This window comes from Mycolicibacterium insubricum, assembly GCF_010731615.1.
Lineage (GTDB): Bacteria > Actinomycetota > Actinomycetes > Mycobacteriales > Mycobacteriaceae > Mycobacterium > Mycobacterium insubricum.
The window spans coordinates 171,587-189,934 of the sequence record NZ_AP022618.1; the positions used below are offsets into that span (position 1 = coordinate 171,587).

An 18,348-nucleotide genomic window follows, 5' to 3' on the forward strand; every position below is an offset into this window, starting at 1 on the left:
CGGTCCCCGGCTACGCCTTCTTGGCGGTCTTCTTCGCCGGCGCCTTCTTGGCCGCCGTCTTGCGGGCCGGAACCTTCTTGGCCGCAGCCTTCTTGGCCGGTGCCTTCTTCTTCACCGGCCCGCGGGCCCGGCGGTCGGCCAACAACTCCGAAGCCCGCTCGTCGGTGATGGCGGCCACCTCGTCGCCCTTGCGCAGGCTGGCGTTGGTCTCGCCGTCGGTCACGTACGGACCGAAACGGCCGTCTTTGATGACCATCGGCTTGCCCGACACCGGGTCGGTGCCCAGCTCTCGCAGCGGCGGGGTGGCCGCACCCTGGCGGCCCCGGCGTTTCGGCTCGGCGTAGATCTTCAGCGCCTCGTCGAGGGTGATGTCGAACATCTGCTCCTCGGTGGCCAGCGACCGGGAATCGGTGCCGCGCTTGAGATACGGCCCGTATCGGCCGTTCTGCGCGGTGATCTCCTCACCGCTGGCCGGGTCGACGCCGACCACCCGCGGCAACGACAGCAACCGCAGCGCGTCCTCCAGCGTCACCGTCTGCAGGTCCATGCTGCGCAGCAACGACCCGGTCCGCGGCTTGGGCCCGGTCGGCTTCTTGGACTTCTTGGCCCCGACCCCGTCCTCGGGATCCTCCGGCGGTGCGGGCAGCACCTCGGTGACATACGGGCCGTACCGGCCGTCGCGCGCGACGATCTCGTGCCCGCTCACCGGGTCCACGCCCAGGCTGCGGCCCTCCTGCGGGGTGGCGAACAGCTCCTCGGCCAGTTCCGGGGTCAGCTCGTCGGGTGTCAGCGCGTCCTTGAGGTTGGCGCGCTGCGGGGTCGGCTCGCCGTCCTCGCCGAGCACCATCCGCTCCAGGTACGGGCCGTTGCGGCCGACCCGCACGTACACCGGGATGCCCTGGGCGTCGTCGAACAGGAAGATCGAGTTGACCTCGCGGGCGTCGATGCCCTCCAGGTTCCCGCCGACCAGCTGCTTGAGGCCCCCGGCGCGGGAGATGGAGCCCTCCACGCCGTGCTCGCCACCGAAATAGAAGTTGTGCAGCCAGTTGGTACGCCGCTCGGTGCCCGAGGCGATGGCGTCGAGCTCGTCTTCCATCGCCGCGGTGAAGTCGTAGTCCACCAGCCGGCCGAAGTGCTGCTCCAGCAGCCCGATCACCGCGAACGCCACCCAGGACGGCACCAGCGCGCTGCCCTTCTTCACGACGTAGCCGCGGTCCTGAATGGTCTTGATGATCGACGAGTAGGTCGACGGGCGGCCGATCCCCAGATCCTCCAGCGCCTTGATCAGCGACGCCTCGGTGAACCGGGCCGGCGGGTTGGTCGAGTGCCCGTCGGGCGTCAGCGACGACGCGGCGACGGCCTGGCCCTGGTGCAGCTGCGGCAGCCGGCTCTCGGCGTCGTCGGCCTCGCCGCCGGCCAGCTCATCGACGGTCTCCACGTACGCCTTGAGGAACCCGGCGAAGGTGATGGTGCGGCCGCTGGCGGCGAACGTCACCGACCGGCCGTCGGCCGCCGAACCGGAGATCCGCAGGCTCAGCGTGGTGCCGCGGGCATCGGCCATCTGCGAGGCCACCGTGCGCTGCCAGATCAGCTCGTAGAGCCGGAACTCGTCGGAATCGAGCTCCCGGCGCACCGCATCCGGGGTGGCGAACACGTCACCGGCCGGCCGGATCGCCTCGTGGGCCTCCTGGGCGTTTTTGACCTTGCGGTTGTACTGGCGCGGTGACGGGTTCACGTACTCGTCGCCGTAGAGCTGGCGCGCCTGATTGCGCGCCGCGTTGATCGCCGACTCCGACAGCGTCGTGGAATCGGTACGCATATAGGTGATGTAGCCGTTTTCGTACAGCCGCTGCGCGATGCTCATCGTCCGCTCGGAGGAGAACCGCAGCTTGCGCCCGGCCTCCTGCTGCAGCGTGGAGGTCATGAACGGGGCATACGGCCGGCGGGTGTAGGGCTTGTCGTCGACCGAGGCCACCGACAGCGTCACGCCGGACAGCCCGTCGACCAGCGCCCGGGCGTCGGCCTCGGTCAGCACCGTCACCTCGGTGGGCTTGCGCACCGCGCCAAGGGAGTCGAAGTCGCGGCCGGTGGCCACCCGCAGCCCGTCGACGTTGACCAGCCGCGCGGAGAACACCGGCGGGGTCGCCCCCGGATCGGACACGCTGGCGTCCAGCTCGGCGACGATGTCCCAGTAGCCGGCGCTGCGGAAGGCCATCCGCTCGCGCTCACGGTTGACGATGATGCGCGTCGCCACCGACTGCACCCGGCCCGCCGACAGCTTCGGCGCGACCTTCTTCCACAGCACCGGCGACACCTCGTAGCCGTACAGCCGATCGAGGATGCGGCGGGTCTCCTGGGCATCGACCAGATCGATGTCCAGCTCGCGGGGGTTCTCGGCGGCCGCCCGGATGGCCGGTTCGGTGATCTCGTGGAAGACCATCCGATGCACCGGGACCTTCGGCTTGAGGATCTCCAGCAGGTGCCAGGCGATGGCCTCACCCTCGCGGTCACCGTCGGTGGCCAGATAGAGCTCGTCGACGTCGCGCAGGAGGCCCTTGAGCTCGGCGACCGTGGTCTTCTTATCCGGGCTGATGACGTAGAGCGGCTCGAAGTCGGCGTCGACGTTCACCCCGAGGCGCGCCCACGGCTCCGATTTGTATTTGGCCGGCACGTCGGCGGCATTGCGCGGCAGGTCACGGATATGACCGCGGGAGGACTCGACGACGTAATCCGAGCCCAGATAACCGGCGATCTTGCGCGCCTTGGTCGGCGACTCCACAATGACCAGCCGCCGCACCCTACCGTTGCCGGTGCGGGTTTTTTCGCCTGCCAACTGCCCCTACGCTCCTCATTCGCGGCCCGTGAGAGGCCTTATATATTGGGCCGCCTGCACGGTCCCGATGCGGCCAATCTTGCATTCTGCACCGGGGGACGCAAACCGACCACCCGCGCACACCGTGTCACACGCGCGGCCAATGCGCGAACGCTTCGGTGTCACCGGGTGGTTCTCCGACGTTTTCCACCAGCCTCGTCAGGCGCCGGCGACCGCTGATCCGCAGCGCCGGGTGACCGCCGCGGGTGCCGATCAGCGTCGGTGCGATACCCACTCGGATCAGCGCCGATGCCAGCGGGGAATGGGTGTCGGGGGCGTGCGGGTCCAGACCGAGCAGGAACCGGTCGGCGTCGGCGTCACCGGCGGCGAGCACCCAGATCCGCAGCTCACGCGACCCCGGCAACCAGGCCGAGGGCACCGTCTTGACCGCACCCCGGGTCCAGGCCGCCGCCATCGGGAGCAGGCGCTCGTCGACGCCGGTGCGCACCAGCGGGGTGTCCTCCTCGGTGTGGGTGATCTCGGCGATGAGCCCCGCCTCGGTGATCATCTCGGCGATCCCGACGGCGCGCCACAGCGCGTCGACCACCACCGACAGCCGCGCGCCCGCGCCGCTGATGACGATCTGGCCGGCCGCCGCGAGCAGCCCGGACAGGTCGGTGACCGCAGGGGGCACCGACTCGGCCGAGAAGAACGACAGCTGTTCCACGCCTCGACACTAGGTCAGCGGCGGGCCCATCGGGCGGCGGCGGGGCCGAGAATGCAAAATCCCCCCGTCTCCTAGGCGGAGAGCGGGGGGATTTCGGCTACCTAAGTTCAGAGGGGGCGAACGCCGGTGGCCTGCGGGCCCTTGGGGCTCTGGCCGACCTCAAACTCGACGCGCTGGTTCTCTTCCAGGGTGCGGAAGCCCGACCCCTGGATCTCCGTGTAGTGGACGAAAACGTCGGCGGAGCCGTCCTCAGGCGCAATGAACCCGAAGCCCTTTTCGGCGTTGAACCACTTCACAGTTCCCTGTGGCATTTTTCGATCATTCCTTACGTGTACTTCTCGGGTACGGCACACCACTTCGGAGCACCGTGGCCCGTTGTGACCGCCATCCTTCGCAGGAAAAACGATCGCAACGTCGATCCTGCGAAAGCTTTAACACCACACAGAAGCTGCGACCGTCCTTATCCAATCACGATCTGACGCTTCGCGACACCCCACCTGTGTGAATCTGGTGAACAATTCCGGATGTGACGGTGAACTTCGGCGACGAATTGCTCGCGACCCTGCGCCGCGGCGTTCCCGGCGCGGCCGTTCCCGCGCAGCTCGATGGCGAGGACCCGATCCGCCACATCGCCCAGCTGCCCGCCGCCACCGGGCGCACCGCGGCCTGGCCGTGGTGGGCCCCGCCGCAGGTGGTGGACGCCTTCACCGACCGCGGGATCGCCGTCCCCTGGTCGCATCAGGCCCGCGCCGCCGACCTCGCGCATGACGGCCGGCACGTAGTGATCTCCACCGGCACCGCGTCGGGCAAATCCCTGGCCTACCAACTGCCGATCATGAGCGCACTGGTCGCCGACCCCACCGCCCGCGCGCTGTACCTGGCACCGACCAAGGCACTGGGCCACGATCAGCTGGCCACCGCGCACCGGCTGTGCGCGGCGGTGCCAGACCTGGCCGACGCCGCACCGAGCGCCTACGACGGCGACTGCTCCGACGAGCTCCGCCGGTTCGCCCGTGAGCGGTCCCGCTGGGTGTTCACCAACCCGGACATGATCCACCTGGGCATGCTGCGCAACCACCCGCGCTGGTCGGTGTTCCTGCGCGGGCTGCGCTATCTCGTCGTCGACGAATGTCACTACTACCGCGGCGTTTTCGGGTCGAACGTGGCGATGGTGCTGCGCCGGCTGCTGCGGCTGGCCGCCCGCTACGGCGCCACCCCGACCGTCGTGTTCGCCAGCGCCACCACCGCCGAACCTGGCCGCAGCGCCGCCGAGCTGATCGGCGAGCACGTCGAGGAGGTCGGTGACGACGGCTCCCCGCACGGTGCGCGCACCGTCGCACTGTGGGAGCCGCCGCTGCGCACCGACATCACCGGGGAGAACGGGGCGCCGCTGCGACGCCCGGCCGGCACTGAGGCCGCGGCGATGATGGCCGAACTGGTCGCCGAGGGTGCGCGCACCCTGACCTTCGTCCGGTCGCGGCGGGGCGCCGAGCTCACCGCGCTGGCCACCCGGACCCGGTTGGCCGACATCGCGCCGGAGCTGGTGCCCACGGTGGCCTCCTACCGGGCCGGCTACCTGGCCGAGGACCGCCGAGAGCTGGAACGCGGGCTGGCCGACGGGACCCTGCGCGGCCTGGCCACCACCAACGCCCTGGAACTCGGCGTCGACATCTCCGGGCTGGACGCGGTGCTGCTGGCCGGCTTTCCCGGCACCGTCACATCGTTCTGGCAGCAGGCCGGCCGCAGCGGGCGGCGCGGCCAGAGTTCGCTGATCGTGCTGGTCGCCCGCGACGACCCGCTGGACACCTACCTGGTGCACCATCCCGCCGCACTGCTGGACAAGCCGATCGAGCGGGTGGTGATCGACCCGGCCAACCCGTACGTACTCGGCCCGCAGCTGTTGTGCGCGGCGACCGAGCTGCCGGTGACCGAGGCGGAGGTGCGCGGGTGGGCGGCCGACGCCGTCGTCGACGAACTGGTCGACGACGGGTTGCTGCGGCACCGCTCGGGGCGCTACTTCCCCACCCCGGGTCCCGACCCGCATCCGGGGGTGGACATCCGCGGGTCGGCCGGCGGGCAGATCGCCATCCTGGAGACCGGAACCGGGCGGCTGCTCGGCAGCGTCAGCGCCGACCGCGCCCCGGCGACGGTGCACCCGGGTGCGGTCTATTTGCACCAGGGCGAGATCTATCTGGTCGACGACCTGGATTTCGCGGACGGCATCGCATTCGTACACGCCGAGGACCCCGGCTACAACACCTCGGCCCGCGAAGTCACCGACATCGAGGTCACCGGGTTCGGGGAGCGCCGCGAGTTCGACGGCGTGTGCCTGGGCCTGGTGCCGGTGACGGTGTCGCACCGGGTGACCGGCTACCTGCGGCGCACCCCGGCCGGTGAGGTGCTCGACTTCGTCGAACTGGACATGCCGATCCAGACGCTGCCGACGTTCGCCGTCGTCTACACGATCGACCCCGAGCTGCTCGCCGGCGCCGGTCTGGACGCGCTGCGGACCCCGGGGTCGCTGCACGCCGCCGAGCACGCCGCGATCGGGTTGCTGCCGCTGCTGGCCAGCTGCGACCGCGGAGACATCGGCGGGTTGTCGACGGCGATCGGCCCGATGGACGGGTTGCCGACGGTGTTCGTCTACGACGGCTACCCGGGTGGTGCGGGGTTCGCCGAACGCGGCTACCAGCGGGCCGCCGACTGGCTGCGCGCCACCGCGGAGGCCATCGAGGCGTGCGGCTGTCCGGCCGGGTGCCCGTCGTGCGTGCAGTCGCCCAAATGCGGCAACGGCAACGACCCGCTGGACAAGGCGGGGGCGGTCGCGGTGCTGCGCCTGGTACTGGGCCGGATTTCAGTGTGATGTCGGTCGCTCGCGAGCCCCGCGGTGAGCGACGACACCCCGCGGCTGCGGCGGTCACCCGCCCACCTGCGGCGCACCGGCCGGGCGGGCCCGTCGGGCGCGCAGTTGTGAGCGGGATTCCGCCCGGCACAGCTAAACTCGAAAACCATGCAACACAATTGGTTGCTGTTGGAGACCCTGGGCAGTGAGCCGCTGGTCGTCGCCGATGGCCAGGTTCCCACCGAACCGACTCCGGTCAGCACCTACCTGCGGCGCAGCCCGCACCTCTCGGCGCTGCAGACGGCGATCGCCGAGACGGTCACCACCGGCAGCCCGCTGGCCAGCATCACCCCCAAGCAGAAGGCGGTGATCCGCACCGAGCCGACGGCGATGGGCGACGGCCGGGTGCACGGCGTGCAGCTGTGGGTGGGCGCTCTCGACGAGGATCCGCCCGAGCGACCCATCCCGGGGCCGCTGCTGTGGAACCTGACCACCGGCGTGGCGATCGACAGCCCGGCGGCGCTGGCAAACCGGGGCGAGGATCCCGACGCCGCGCCCGTGCACGCCCGCGCATTCGCCGACGACCTGCCGATCGGCAGCCCGCGCGCCGGCGAGACCCGGCTGCTGGCGCTGATCCTGACCCGCACGCCTGGCGAAACGCTGTGTGAAAACTGGCATCTCGTCGACCGCTACGGCGCGTCCATCGCGGTGGCGTTCGTCGCGCGGGTGGTCGAGGAGGAGGCCGAGGACGGGTCCATGCAGCTGATCGGGCGCGGCATGAACTGGCGCAGCGATCCCGACACGGTGACCGACGAGCCGGAGACCCTCGCCGAGCGCATCCTGGAAGGCCTGGCGATGCCGGGCCAGCACCGCGCGCTGATCGACCTGCACACCGGGACGTTGCTCAAATGGCTCGACCCGCCGTTCCCGGGTTACGACTGGCGCACCCACACCGTGCATCCCGACGACCAGGAGGCGCTGTATGCCCTGGCCGACGAGTTCGGGCCGCGCGGCACGTCGCGGGTGCTGCGCATGGCCACCTACGACGGCGGCTGGCTTCCGGTGCACATCACGCTGAATCGCATCGAGATCGAACCCGGGATCTTCGCCGGGCTGCTCACCCTGCGTGACGCGACCCCGTGCGACGAGGCGGACCCGCCCGAGCCGACGCCCGAGCCGTAGTCAGGTTTCCCACCGCCAATCCCACCGGTGTCTGCACGCCCAGCACGACGTCGAGGTTCTCGACGCGGCAGTCGGTGACGCTGGCCCCGTTGGCGGCGACGGCGGCTACGGCGCGTTGGCAGGCGATCACCGGGCCAGCGGGTAGTGCCTCGGCCCCGGCGAGCGCGCCCAGGTCGGCCGCGGTCTGCGCCCGGTGCCGCGCCGCGACGGCCGAGCCCAGCGTCGTGATCAGGACCGCGACGCACAGCAGCGCGACGATCATCACCGCGGCCAGTACGGTCGCCACGCCGGCTTGGCCTGTGCGGTCCCGGTCGGGCTCGTTGTCACGGTTCGGCGACGGCGACCGCGTTGCCGGTGACCGTGATCCCGGGCAGCAGCGGCGCCGGGACCGCCACCTGTACCCGGATGAGATCACCTGGGGCCCTGACGATCTGGATCCGGGCACCGGGCGGCGCGATGCCCCGGGCGACGTCGAGGGCGGAGGCGTCCCGGGCAGCGGGTTCGCCGCGGGCGACCAGGCGGGCGGCCTCGCGGGCGGCGTCGACGCAACGCACCTGCGCGGACAGCGCCGAGAACCCGGCCAGCAGCAGCACGGCCACCACCGTGAGGGTGGCGATGGCCAGCGCGGCTTCCACCGTGCTGCTGCCGGTGTCACGGGTGGCATCGGTCAGTTCCGGGTACTCAGTGCCCGGCCGATGATGTTGGTGAGCGCGCCGACGACCGAATCCCCGGTCACCACCGTGTAGAGGATCGCCCCGAACGCCGCCGCGGCGACCGTGCCGATCGCGTACTCCACGGTGGACATCCCGTCGTCGTCGACTGCGAGTGACCGGATCCATTGGGATAAACGGGTTTTCACGATGGTTTCCTTTCGTAGAATTCGTACTCCGATTACCGGCCGGGTCCGCGCCGGCCGGCGCGCCGTGTCCGCCGGTCACCACATCTCCGATCCGAGGATCCGGCCGGCCAGCCCGGCGAGCACCGGGACGATGCCGAAGCAGACGAAGGCCGGCAGGAAGCACAGCCCCAACGGCCCGGCGATCAGCACCCCGGCCCGCTGTGCGGCGGCCGCCGCGTCGTGGCGCGCGGCGTCACGGACCCGGTCGGCGAGTTCGCAGACCGATTGCGCCAGTGCGGTTCCCGAGCTGGCCGACCGGCGCGCCAGCCGCAGCAGTGCCGCGGTGTGCGCGTCGGGATCGGTTCCGCGCGGGAGCGCCCAGGCGGTATCGGGATCGGATCCAAGCGCCAACAGGTCGGCGGCGTGGACCAGTACCCGCGCCAGCGCGGGCGGGGCCGTGCTCGCCGCGGCATGCGCGGCGGCCGGCACCGACAGACCGGCGGTAAGGCAGACCGCGAAAAGTTCCAGGGTTGCCGCCGTCGCCAGCGGGTCGGGCTTTTTCGGCCGCGCGGGGCGACCGAGTCCTTTCGCGCGCCGGGAGCGGGTTCGGCCCGGTGTTGCGGTCAGCAGCAGCGCGGCCGCCAATGCCCAGGCCGACAGCATCATGGCGCGACCCGGTCGGTGATCGCCCCGGCCCACAACACCCCGGCCGTCAGGAACGCACCGCCGGCGATCAGGCACCAGCCGCCGAGTCCGGATCCGGTCAGGAACGCCAGGGGTCGGGCGCCGAGCCCGTGGCCGAGGAGTATGCCCAGTGCCGGGAGTCCGGCGAGGATCGCGGTGCTGGCCCGGGCGCCAGCGAGTTCGGCGTCGACGGCCGCGCCGTGGCGGTGCCGCTCGTCGATGTCGTGCTGAGCGGAACTCAGCAGCGCGGCGATCGCCACGCCGTGTTCGGCTGCCATCCGCCAGACCGATGCCAGTCGCAGCCATTCCTCGGCGATAGGTGAGCCGTCGGCGACCGCCGTCAGCGCCGCCGGCACGTCTCCGCCCAGGCGGGCTCTGGCCGCCACCGCGCCCAGGGTAGCCGCGGATGTCGAATCATGCTCGGCGGCAGCGGATTCCAGGGCCTGTACCGGGTGCGCGCCGATGCGCAGGCCGGCGACCATCGATTCCAGGACCACCGCCAGCGCGGCGCGGTGCTCGGCTACCCGGCGCCGGCGGGTCCGCGCTCGCCGGCGTACCGCGAGCCCTGCGGTGAGCAGCAGTGCGCACCCGGCGGTCGCGGGGGTTGCCCCGGCGGCCAGGCCGGCCGTCGCGGCCGTGACCGCGGCGATCAGCCAGGTGGCGCGAGGCAGCCGCCGGAACCCTCGCCTGGCGTGACCGCGGAGCGAGGACGGGCCCGGCAGGACGAGGACGGCGGTGGCCAGCAGGACCGGTGCCAGCAGCTGCCCGCCGGTCATGGCCGGCCCCGGTTCAGCAGGGTGCGCAGCATCGTCTCGCCCGGGCCCGCGCCGTGTTCGGAGCTCCAGGCGGTGACCGCCCGACAGCGCCGGTCCGGATCGACGGCCAGTACCGCGATCTCGCCGACCCGTCGGTGTCCGGCGCGGTCCCGGTCGAGGTGGACCAGCACCCGGATGGCGGCGGCCAGCTGCGCGTGCAGCGCCGCGGCGTCCAGGCCGCCGGGTGCGGCCAGCGCCTCCAACCGCGCGGGCACCTCGGCGGCGCTGTTGGCGTGCACGGTGCCCGCGCCGCCGTCGTGCCCGGTGTTCAGCGCGGCCAGCAGGTCGACGACCTCGGGCCCGCGGACCTCCCCGACGACGATGCGGTCCGGGCGCATTCGCAGCGCCTGGCGGACCAGCTGGCGGACGGTGATCAGGCCGGCGCCTTCCACGTTGGCGCCGCGGGCCACCAGTTTCACCAGGTGCGGGTGGGCGGGGGCGAGTTCGGCGGCGTCCTCCACCACGATGATCCGCTCGGCCGCGGGCACCTCGGCCAGCAGCGCGGCGAGCAGGGTGGTCTTGCCGGCGCCGGTGCCGCCGCAGACCAGAAACGCCTGGCGGGCCGCCACCACCTCCCGCAGTAGATCGACGGCGGGTTCGGCGATCGACCTGGCGGCGGCCAACGCGTCCAGGGATTGGTCACTGGGCCGCAGCACCCGCAGCGAGATCGTGGTCCCGGCCGCGGCGACCGGTGGGAGGACGGCGTGCAGCCGCACGTCGAACCGGCCGCCGCACCCGGCCAGCAGTCCGTCGACCCAGGGTTGGGCATCGTCGAGTCGGCGTCCGGCGGCCAGCGCCAGGCGTTGCGCCAGTCGGCGGACCGCGGTCTCGTCGGCGAATCGGACATCGGCGCGACGCAGTCCGTGGCCGTCGTCGACCCAGACCGAATCGGGCGCGGTGACCAGGACGTCGGTGGTACCGGGCGCGGCCAGCAGCGGTTCCAGCAGGCCGGCGCCGGTGAGTTCGGTGGCCAGCATGCGCAGGCCGGCAAGCACCTCGGTGTCGCCGAGGACTCCGCCGGCTTCGGCCCGGATCGCCGCGGCGACGACGGCCGGCCGCAGCGGCGTCGACTCGGCGGCCAGCCGCTCCCGGACGCGGTCGATCAACGGCGCGGTCATGCCACCCGCCCCGATGCCACCGCGCGGGCCAGGGTGCGCAGTACCCGGTCGGCGCCGCGGGCCAGCGGGCTACGCCCCGCCAGCTGCAGTCCGCCGCGCTCGAGTTGTTCGGCCAGTTGCGGTTGCGGCCGCATGGCGCCGAGCAACGGAAGGCCGACTTCGCCGGCGATGTCGGCGGCACGCAGTCCGCCGGGTGCGGGTCCGCGCACCACCAGCCCGGCGTTCGGGTTCGCGCGCCGCAGTTGCCCGGCGGTGACCGCGCCGGCCGCCGCCCCCCGGAGGGTGGCCTGCGCACACAGCACCGCCAGGTCCGCGCCGGCCACCGCGATGTCCGAGGGCCCCGGGGTTCGTACCGCGTCGCACACCACGGTGGTACCGCCCCGGCGCCCGGCGTCGAGCACCGCTTCCACCGCAGCGGATCCGGGCGCTTCGGGTCCGGATGCCAGCACACTGACCCCGCCGACCCGCGGCAGCACCTGACGCAGCGACGGGAAGTCCAGACCGCCGTGCGCGACGGCGATGTCGGCCCACCGCGGCCCGGGGCTCCGGATGCCCAGCATGCGATCGATGCCGCCGCCGAACGGGTCGAGGTCGACCAGCAGGGCGTCGCCGCTGCGCAGTGCGAGCGCGGCTGCGAACACCGAACCGCCCGCGCCGCCGTGCGCGGACAGCACGGTCAGCACCCGGCCCTCCGAGGTCGCGGGGGTGCGGCCGGCGTCGGCGAGTGCGCGCAGCAGTGTGGTGGCCGAGGCCGGGAGTTGCACCAGCAATTGCGCTCCGACCGCGACCGCAGCCGCGTACCCGGGACCGTCGGGTTCGGTGCCGCACACTAGGAAGGTGCCGGCCCGGCGCGGCAGCGCGCGTTCGGTGAGCCCTGCGACGGCGGGCGCATCGACGATCACCGCTGCCGCCGCCGTCCAGGCCTTGCGGTCGACGGCATCCGTCGCCGGCTGGTGGATCACCCGCAGGCCGGCGGCCGCGACGATCCGGTCGATCTCGTCGCGCAGCCCGGGATCGGAGACCACCGCCAGCACACCGCAGTTCATGGGTTCACTGTGCGCGGGTTTTACCGGCCGGCGCGAGGCGATTGCGGGCAACTGTGGATGGATCGCCGACTGTGGATGCCGTCGCCGGCAGCGGGTGCGCACCGCCGGTCCGACGGCGCAAATCTCGCCGCAGGGTGTGCGGGCGAACAATTGCGCCGTGCGGCAATGTGGCGTGCAGCAAAAACGACACAGCGCGCGGCCCGGAATTATCCGAGACCGACAGTCTCAGCGAATCTGGGGGGAGAAAGGAGACGACCCCCGCCAGGGGGGGAGGAGGCGAGGGTCGTCGTGCATCAGCCCCGGGGGGTCGGGCTGATACGCCCCGGCATAAGCCGGGTAATGACCACTATACACACGATCCCCCGGATCGTGACAAGTGTCGATTCGGCGTGCCACGTCACACCGGAGCCAAAGAGTGGAGTCGCTTTCACTTGGCGTGAGCTGCCATTTTGCGTGCGATACCGGAACGGCCGGCCGAGGCGCCCTATCCTGGGTCGGTGCCCGACTCCGCATCAGCACCGCTGCCCGCAATCTCCGCCGATCCCGCAGCCGACTCCGGGCAGAGCAGCCCGATCCGCGCGGCGGCGTTCTTCGATCTCGACAAAACCGTCATCGCCCGATCCAGCGTTCTCGCCTTCAGCAAACCCTTTTTCAACCAGGGACTGCTGAATCGCCGGTCCGTCCTGAAATCCAGCTATGCGCAGTTTCTTTTTCTCATGTCCGGCGCCGACCACGACCAAATGGATCGGATGCGCTCGTTCGTCACCGCCATGTGCACCGGCTGGGATGTCGAGCAGGTCAAATCGGTGGTCAACGAGACCCTGCACGAAGTGGTGACGCCGCTGGTATTCGCCGAGGCCGCCGATCTGATCGCCGGGCACCGGCTCTGCGGACGCGACGTGGTGATCGTGTCGGCATCCGGTGAGGAGGTGGTGGCGCCGATCGCCAAGGCGCTGGGGGCCACCCACGCGATGGCCAGCCAGATGGTGGTTGAGGACGGGCGGTACACCGGCGAGATCGCGTTCTACTGCTACGGCGAGGCGAAGGCCGCCGCAGTGCGTGAGCTGGCCGAGCGGGAGGCCTATCAGCTCGAGCACTGCTATGCGTACTCCGATTCGGTGACCGATGTACCGATGCTGTCCGAGGTCGGGCACCCGGCCGTGGTCAATCCGGATCGGGCGCTACGCAAGGAGGCGGCCGCCCGCGGCTGGCCGACGCTGACGTTCACCAAACCCGTGTCGCTGCGCGACCGGCTGCCTGCACCGTCCCGCGCCGCCGTTGCGACCTCGGCTGCGGTGGCCCTGACAGCCCTGGCCTCCGGTGCCATCGGCTACCTGGCGTTCAGCCGGTTCGCCGAGCTGCGCGCCAAACAGACCAAACGCAACAAAGACTCCTGACGCGGCGCGCAGGGAGAGCGGGACCGGCTGCAAACAGCACAGCCGGTTCGCCGAGCTGCGCGCCGCCCGCAACAATCCGGAGAAGTGAACCTGACGCCGGCCCGCAGGGAGAGCGGGACCGGCTGCAGACAAAAACAGCCACCAGGCTGGGCCATGTGCACCCAAATCGGCCGTGCCGGATAACTTTTCGGGCCGAAGTTCACGTTGATACTTGCTGTGACCCCGATCACGTAGTACAAAGGAAGCACGGCAGCCCGGAAGGCCAAGATCGATCCGAAAGAGAAGGGTCGGTCTCCCGTACCGGACTACCCAGCACGGACCCCGGCACCCACGCGGAGCCATAGCCGCTGACAGGGCAGAAGTGTTGCGGGCCTGCGGAATTGCGAAATACGGACGGTACACCGGACCCCAGGGGTGGGGTCGTATTCGTAGCGTGTCGCAACTACGCCGAGGCCACCCCGCGCAACCCACCTAGCACGCCTGGTAACCGGAATTCCGTGCTAGCGGGCGACGAGCCGAGTTACTCGGGTCGTCGCCCGCTTCGCATGTCCGGCTAGCCATTCCCCGTCGACTCAGAACCGGCGCAGGTGGCTATCGACGTTTTCCCGGCGTAGCGTCTGACTCAGCGCGAAATCCACACGGAAACAGCCGCTTTCGTCGCCTACTTCTTGAGATCCGCGATGGCGATAGCCTCGCGGGCACCCTCCTGCAATGCCCGGCAACTGAGCACCAGCCAGTCGGTCAGCCCCTGCTCGGTGCCGGCGGCGAATCCGGCCGCGGCCGCCCGGTAGTCGGCCGACCGGCGCATCCAGTACACCTCGGGAACGCCCAGACCGTGCGGATCCAGCCCGCTGGCGATGGTCACCAACCGGCTCACCGCCCGCGCCACCACGCCGTCGGCGCTGCCGAACGGGGCTAGCGCCAGCAACTCCCCGTGCGCGACGGCGGCGAGGATCGGCGCCGGGACACTCGAACCGCCGGTCACCAGCCGGCACAGCAGATCCAGCCGCGGCGACACCTGCGGGTCGAGTCGGGGCCGGCCCAGCTCGTCGTCGTCGACGAGGTCGGCGGCGGCCAGCATGTGCAGGCGGGCCAGCGCCTGCATGGGGGCCCGGCGCCACACGCCGATCAGGGAGCCCTCGCCGCCCTCCAGCGCCTGGGTCACCCGCAGCGCCCCGGCAAAGATCGGGTCGCTCGCCGAATCCTCGTCCAGGGCCGGCGCGCCGCCGTCGAGCACCGAGGAGGCCCGGGCCGCGCGCAGCGACGCCTCCGCCGCGGTGACCGGCCAGCCCCGCAGGTTCGCCCGATGTCGATGCGCGCGGCCCAGTTCGTCGCGCGCGGCCTCGGCCGCCTCGGCGACACCGGGCAACGCCGCGAGCGGGGCCAGTGGGTCGGGGTTCACCCCGGTCACGCTACGGGAACCGGTTCGGCCGCAACGAAACCAGCCGGGCGTCGGCCGATTCTATGACAGGCAACCCCCGTGCAACCCTCAGTGACTAAGCTCACCCGCATGACCGAGGCGCATACCGAAGCCCCCACTCACTACCCGCCGTCGGCCGCGTTCGCCGCAACGGCCAATGCCACCGCCGAGATCTACGACCGGGCCGAGGCGGACCGGCTGGGGTTCTGGGCCGAGCAGGCCAACCGGCTGTCCTGGGCCACCCCGTTCACCGAGGTACTCGACTGGTCGGAGGCGCCGTTCGCCAAGTGGTTCGCCGACGGCACCCTCAACGTCGCCTACAACTGCGTGGACCGCCACGTCGAGGCCGGCCACGGGGACCGGGTGGCCATCCATTGGGAGGGCGAGCCCGTCGGCGACGATCGCGACATCACCTACGCCCAATTGCAGGACGAGGTCTGCCGCGCCGCCAACACGCTGACCGAACTGGGGCTGAAGGCCGGCGACCGGGCCGCCATCTACATGCCGATGATCCCGGAGGCGGTCATCGCGATGCTGGCCTGCGCCCGGCTGGGCGTCATGCACTCGGTGGTGTTCGCCGGATTTTCCGCCGCGGCCCTGCGCGCGCGCATCGAGGACGCCGGCGCAAAACTGGTCATCACCGCCGACGGGCAGTTCCGCCGCGGCTCCGCGGTGCCGCTGAAGGCGCACGTCGACGAGGCCCTCGGCGGTCTCGGCGACGCCAGCCCCGTCGAGCACGTCCTCGTCGTCCGTCGCACCGGCATCGACTGCCACATGACCCCGGGGCGCGATCTGTGGTGGAACGAGGCCGTATCCAAGGCGTCCACCCAGCACACCCCCGAGGCGTTCCCCAGCGAGCAGCCGCTGTTCCTGCTGTACACGTCGGGCACCACCGGCAAGCCCAAAGGCATCGTGCACACCTCGGGCGGCTACCTCACCCAGGCCGCCTACACCCACCACCAGGTGTTCGACCTGAAGCCGGAGACCGACGTGTTCTGGTGCACGGCCGACATCGGCTGGGTCACCGGGCACACCTACATCGTCTACGGCCCGCTGGCCAACGGCGCGACCCAGGTGCTCTACGAGGGCACCCCCGCCTCACCCGATGAGCACCGGCACTTCCAGGTCATCGAGAAGTACCGCGTCACCATCTACTACACCGCCCCGACGGTCATCCGGACCTTCATGCGCTGGGGCCGCGAGCTGCCCCTGGTGCACGACCTTTCCAGCCTGCGGCTGCTCGGATCGGTCGGTGAGCCGATCAACCCGGAGGCCTGGCGGTGGTACCGGCTGGTGATGGGCGAGGACCAGACGCCCGTCGTCGACACCTGGTGGCAGACCGAGACCGGCGCGGCGATGATCTCCCCGATCCCCGGGGTCACCGTCTGCAAACCCGGCTCCGCGATGCGGACACTGCCCGGCATCTCCGCCAAGATCGTCGACGACGACGGCGTCGAACTCGCCCCGATGCCCGAGCACTCCGAGCCGGTCACCGGCTACCTGGTCCTCGACAAGCCGTGGCCGGCGATGACCCGCGGCATCTGGGGCGACACCGAGCGGTTCGTCGAGACCTACTGGTCCCGGTTCGCCGATCAGGGCTGGTACTTCGCCGGTGACGGTGCCCGCTACGGCGCCGACGGCGAGATCTGGGTGCTGGGGCGCATCGACGACGTGATGAACGTGTCCGGGCACCGGATTTCCACCGCCGAGGTGGAATCGGCGCTGGTCGGGCATGCCGGGGTGGCGGAGGCCGCCGTCGTCGGCGCCACCGACGAACACACCGGCCAGGCGATCTGCGCGTTTGTCATCCTCAAGGAACACGCCCGGGAGCGGTCCCGTGAGGAGATGATCGAGGAGCTGCGCGCCGAGGTGGCCCGGGAGATCTCACCGATCGCCAAGCCGCGGGAGATCCACGTCGTCCCCGAGCTGCCCAAAACCCGCAGCGGCAAGATCATGCGGCGGCTGCTCCGCGACGTCGCCGAGGGCCGTCCGCTCGGCGACACCTCGACCCTGCTGGACCCCGGCGTCTTCGAGGCCATCCGCGCGGCGAAGTAACCCCCTCAGGTGCCGTAGGGGCGGAACCCGGTACCGGGCCGGTCCTTGGCGGTGATGTCGGCCAACTGGGTGGTGAACGACATGGTCACCGCCGGCGTGTGCAGCGGGATGTACTTCATGACGCAGGTCGGCAGATTGTCGGTGTAGGCGCCGTGGATCATGCCGACCAGCTTGTTGTCGACGGTCACCGGCGCACCGGAATCGCCGGGCGCGCCGCACACCTGGTTGACGATGGTGCCGGGGTCCTGCCCCGGTCCCCAGGTCACGCCGCACGACTGGCCGGTGGTGCGGCCCAGCTTGCAGGCCACCTGGCCGAACGTCGGGTCCGGCCCGAGCCCGTTGATGACGAAGCCGTTCACATTGTTGGTGGGGGTGACCTTGGCCGGGTCGAAGCGGATCACCGCGTAGTCCAGGGCCTCGTTGCCGGCGACCATGGTGCCGACGACCCCGGCGGCCGGGTCGGATTCGGCAGCGACGGTGGCGCCGGGCCCACCGCAGTGCGCGGAGGTGAACCCGATCAGGTCGCCCCGGCTGTCGGTGCCGATGGTGGTCAGGGTGCAGTAGGCGTCATTGTCGATGACGATTCCCGACCCGCCGCCGAGGACGACGGGCCCGTCGGCCTCCGCCACCCCGGTCGGGGCCAGCAACGCCACGGCGCCTACGACCGCCGCAAACCGGCCGAGCACAGCAACGGTCCGCACAGCAGGATCCTCCCGATTCCTCTGGGTCGGGTCCCTAACAACGACAGACCGCAACACACCAGCCAACAAGTCTACCGGCGACCTCCGGCATGCCCTGTTTGTCGCGGGTGCGGGCCGAGTCGTTACCGGCGCGCCCGGGGTCGTGTCACGGGGTCCCGCATGGCAACATGAAGACCGACCGTCACCCCGGGAGGACCGTACGTGAGCAAGCCTGACCGTAACAGCGGCGTGCCCGCGACCGTCGCGTCGATCCCGCTGATCGACCCGCACCAGCTGACGCCGGACGCATCCATCGGCGACCTGGTCCGCGAGGCCAGCGCCCAGGTGTCGACGCTGGTGCGCGCCGAGGTCGAGCTGGCCCGCTCGGAGATCACCCGCGACCTCAAACGCGGTCTGACCGGATCCGTGCTGTTCATCCTGGCCGGCGTGATCCTGCTGTACTCCACCTTCTTCCTGTTCTTCACCCTCGCCGAGGTGCTGGACAGCTGGCTGTACCGGTGGGCCGCGTTCGGCATCGTGTTCCTACTGATGGTGGTGGCCGCGGCCGCACTGGCGTTCCTGGGCTGGCTGCGGGTACGCCGGATCCGCGGGCCGCAGGAGACCATCGAGACCGTCAAGGAAACCCGCGCCGCGTTCAGCGGGGACCAGCGGCCCGGCGTTTCGCCGGCGCCCGGCCAGGCGCTCGCCCCCCGCGACCCGTCCGGTTGGTGA

General features: G+C 71.2%; 17 protein-coding genes. 5 read left to right on the forward strand and 12 right to left on the reverse strand.

Annotated features, from left to right (window positions below; genetic code table 11):
• Positions 1-10: 10 nt before the first annotated feature.
• From topA to G6N16_RS00830, 3 genes are all read right to left on the reverse strand, one after another.
• A complete protein-coding gene (gene topA, locus G6N16_RS00820) occupies positions 11-2,833 on the reverse strand; it encodes a type I DNA topoisomerase (RefSeq protein WP_083029258.1) in 2,823 nt (940 codons plus the stop codon).
• A gap of 127 nt (positions 2,834-2,960) precedes the next feature.
• Positions 2,961-3,539, reverse strand: coding sequence for a hypothetical protein (locus G6N16_RS00825; protein WP_083029257.1), 579 nt, complete (start codon positions 3,537-3,539; stop codon positions 2,961-2,963).
• Between the two features lie 107 nt (positions 3,540-3,646).
• A complete protein-coding gene (locus G6N16_RS00830) occupies positions 3,647-3,850 on the reverse strand; it encodes a cold-shock protein (RefSeq protein ID WP_083029256.1) in 204 nt (67 codons plus the stop codon).
• Between the two features lie 221 nt (positions 3,851-4,071).
• On the opposite strand from G6N16_RS00830, the gene G6N16_RS00835 reads away from it, so the two are divergent.
• Both G6N16_RS00835 and G6N16_RS00840 read left to right on the forward strand, forming a co-directional pair.
• Positions 4,072-6,402: a DNA 3'-5' helicase SftH gene (locus G6N16_RS00835; RefSeq protein ID WP_083029291.1), complete on the forward strand. Its 2,331-nt coding sequence runs from the start codon at positions 4,072-4,074 to the stop codon at positions 6,400-6,402.
• Positions 6,403-6,549: 147 nt separating this feature from the next.
• The gene (locus G6N16_RS00840; RefSeq protein ID WP_083029255.1) at positions 6,550-7,563 is read left to right on the forward strand and encodes a PAS domain-containing protein; all 1,014 of its coding nucleotides are present in this window, start codon (positions 6,550-6,552) and stop codon (positions 7,561-7,563) included.
• Here the strand turns inward: G6N16_RS00840 and G6N16_RS00845 are convergent.
• The 7 genes from G6N16_RS00845 to ssd form a co-directional block, all read right to left on the reverse strand.
• Positions 7,499-7,849, reverse strand: coding sequence for an Rv3654c family TadE-like protein (locus G6N16_RS00845; RefSeq protein ID WP_110810712.1), 351 nt, complete (start codon positions 7,847-7,849; stop codon positions 7,499-7,501). The genes G6N16_RS00840 and G6N16_RS00845 overlap by 65 nt on opposite strands.
• Before the next feature lie 37 nt (positions 7,850-7,886).
• Positions 7,887-8,198, reverse strand: coding sequence for a TadE family type IV pilus minor pilin (locus G6N16_RS00850; protein WP_234805715.1), 312 nt, complete (start codon positions 8,196-8,198; stop codon positions 7,887-7,889).
• Between the two features lie 32 nt (positions 8,199-8,230).
• Positions 8,231-8,425 (reverse strand): DUF4244 domain-containing protein, encoded by a 195-nt coding sequence (locus tag G6N16_RS00855; RefSeq protein ID WP_083029253.1) that lies wholly within the window; start codon positions 8,423-8,425, stop codon positions 8,231-8,233.
• A gap of 72 nt (positions 8,426-8,497) precedes the next feature.
• The gene (locus tag G6N16_RS00860) at positions 8,498-9,067 is read right to left on the reverse strand and encodes a type II secretion system F family protein (protein WP_083029252.1); all 570 of its coding nucleotides are present in this window, start codon (positions 9,065-9,067) and stop codon (positions 8,498-8,500) included.
• Positions 9,064-9,861: a type II secretion system F family protein gene (locus G6N16_RS00865; protein WP_083029251.1), complete on the reverse strand. Its 798-nt coding sequence runs from the start codon at positions 9,859-9,861 to the stop codon at positions 9,064-9,066. The genes G6N16_RS00860 and G6N16_RS00865 overlap by 4 nt, the downstream gene beginning before the upstream one ends.
• Complete coding sequence (locus G6N16_RS00870; RefSeq protein WP_083029250.1) at positions 9,858-11,018, reverse strand: TadA family conjugal transfer-associated ATPase; 1,161 nt, start codon at positions 11,016-11,018, stop codon at positions 9,858-9,860. The genes G6N16_RS00865 and G6N16_RS00870 overlap by 4 nt, the downstream gene beginning before the upstream one ends.
• On the reverse strand, positions 11,015-12,064 hold the full coding sequence (ssd, locus tag G6N16_RS00875) for a septum site-determining protein Ssd (RefSeq protein ID WP_083029249.1): 1,050 nt from the start codon (positions 12,062-12,064) through the stop codon (positions 11,015-11,017). The genes G6N16_RS00870 and ssd overlap by 4 nt, the downstream gene beginning before the upstream one ends.
• 521 nt (positions 12,065-12,585) lie before the next feature.
• Between ssd and G6N16_RS00880 the strand changes: the two genes are divergently transcribed.
• A complete protein-coding gene (locus G6N16_RS00880) occupies positions 12,586-13,461 on the forward strand; it encodes an HAD-IB family hydrolase (protein WP_163787948.1) in 876 nt (291 codons plus the stop codon).
• A gap of 661 nt (positions 13,462-14,122) precedes the next feature.
• Here the strand turns inward: G6N16_RS00880 and G6N16_RS00885 are convergent.
• Entirely contained in the window at positions 14,123-14,863 is a 741-nt protein-coding gene (locus tag G6N16_RS00885) for a Fic family protein (RefSeq protein ID WP_083029247.1), read from the reverse strand.
• 108 nt (positions 14,864-14,971) lie between these two features.
• Here G6N16_RS00885 and acs point away from each other — a divergent pair, with 108 nt between their 5' ends.
• A complete protein-coding gene (acs, locus tag G6N16_RS00890) occupies positions 14,972-16,936 on the forward strand; it encodes an acetate--CoA ligase (RefSeq protein WP_083029290.1) in 1,965 nt (654 codons plus the stop codon).
• A 5-nt stretch (positions 16,937-16,941) separates the two neighbouring features.
• On the opposite strand, the gene G6N16_RS00895 is transcribed toward acs, so the two are convergent.
• On the reverse strand, positions 16,942-17,637 hold the full coding sequence (locus G6N16_RS00895; protein WP_083029246.1) for a S1 family peptidase: 696 nt from the start codon (positions 17,635-17,637) through the stop codon (positions 16,942-16,944).
• Between the two features lie 201 nt (positions 17,638-17,838).
• Here G6N16_RS00895 and G6N16_RS00900 point away from each other — a divergent pair, with 201 nt between their 5' ends.
• A complete protein-coding gene (locus G6N16_RS00900; protein WP_083029245.1) occupies positions 17,839-18,348 on the forward strand; it encodes a phage holin family protein in 510 nt (169 codons plus the stop codon).

What these genes read in the sequence shown, in the direction of transcription:
- acs (WP_083029290.1), top strand. Translation starts at nt 14,972, where the DNA reads ATGACCGAGGCGCATACCGAAGCCCCCACTCACTACCCGCCGTCGGCC.
- ssd (WP_083029249.1), bottom strand. Translation starts at nt 12,064, where the DNA reads ATGAACTGCGGTGTGCTGGCGGTGGTCTCCGATCCCGGGCTGCGCGAC.
- G6N16_RS00840 (WP_083029255.1), top strand. Translation starts at nt 6,550, where the DNA reads ATGCAACACAATTGGTTGCTGTTGGAGACCCTGGGCAGTGAGCCGCTG.
- G6N16_RS00865 (WP_083029251.1), bottom strand. Translation starts at nt 9,861, where the DNA reads ATGACCGGCGGGCAGCTGCTGGCACCGGTCCTGCTGGCCACCGCCGTC.
- G6N16_RS00860 (WP_083029252.1), bottom strand. Translation starts at nt 9,067, where the DNA reads ATGATGCTGTCGGCCTGGGCATTGGCGGCCGCGCTGCTGCTGACCGCA.
- G6N16_RS00830 (WP_083029256.1), bottom strand. Translation starts at nt 3,850, where the DNA reads ATGCCACAGGGAACTGTGAAGTGGTTCAACGCCGAAAAGGGCTTCGGG.
- G6N16_RS00870 (WP_083029250.1), bottom strand. Translation starts at nt 11,018, where the DNA reads ATGACCGCGCCGTTGATCGACCGCGTCCGGGAGCGGCTGGCCGCCGAG.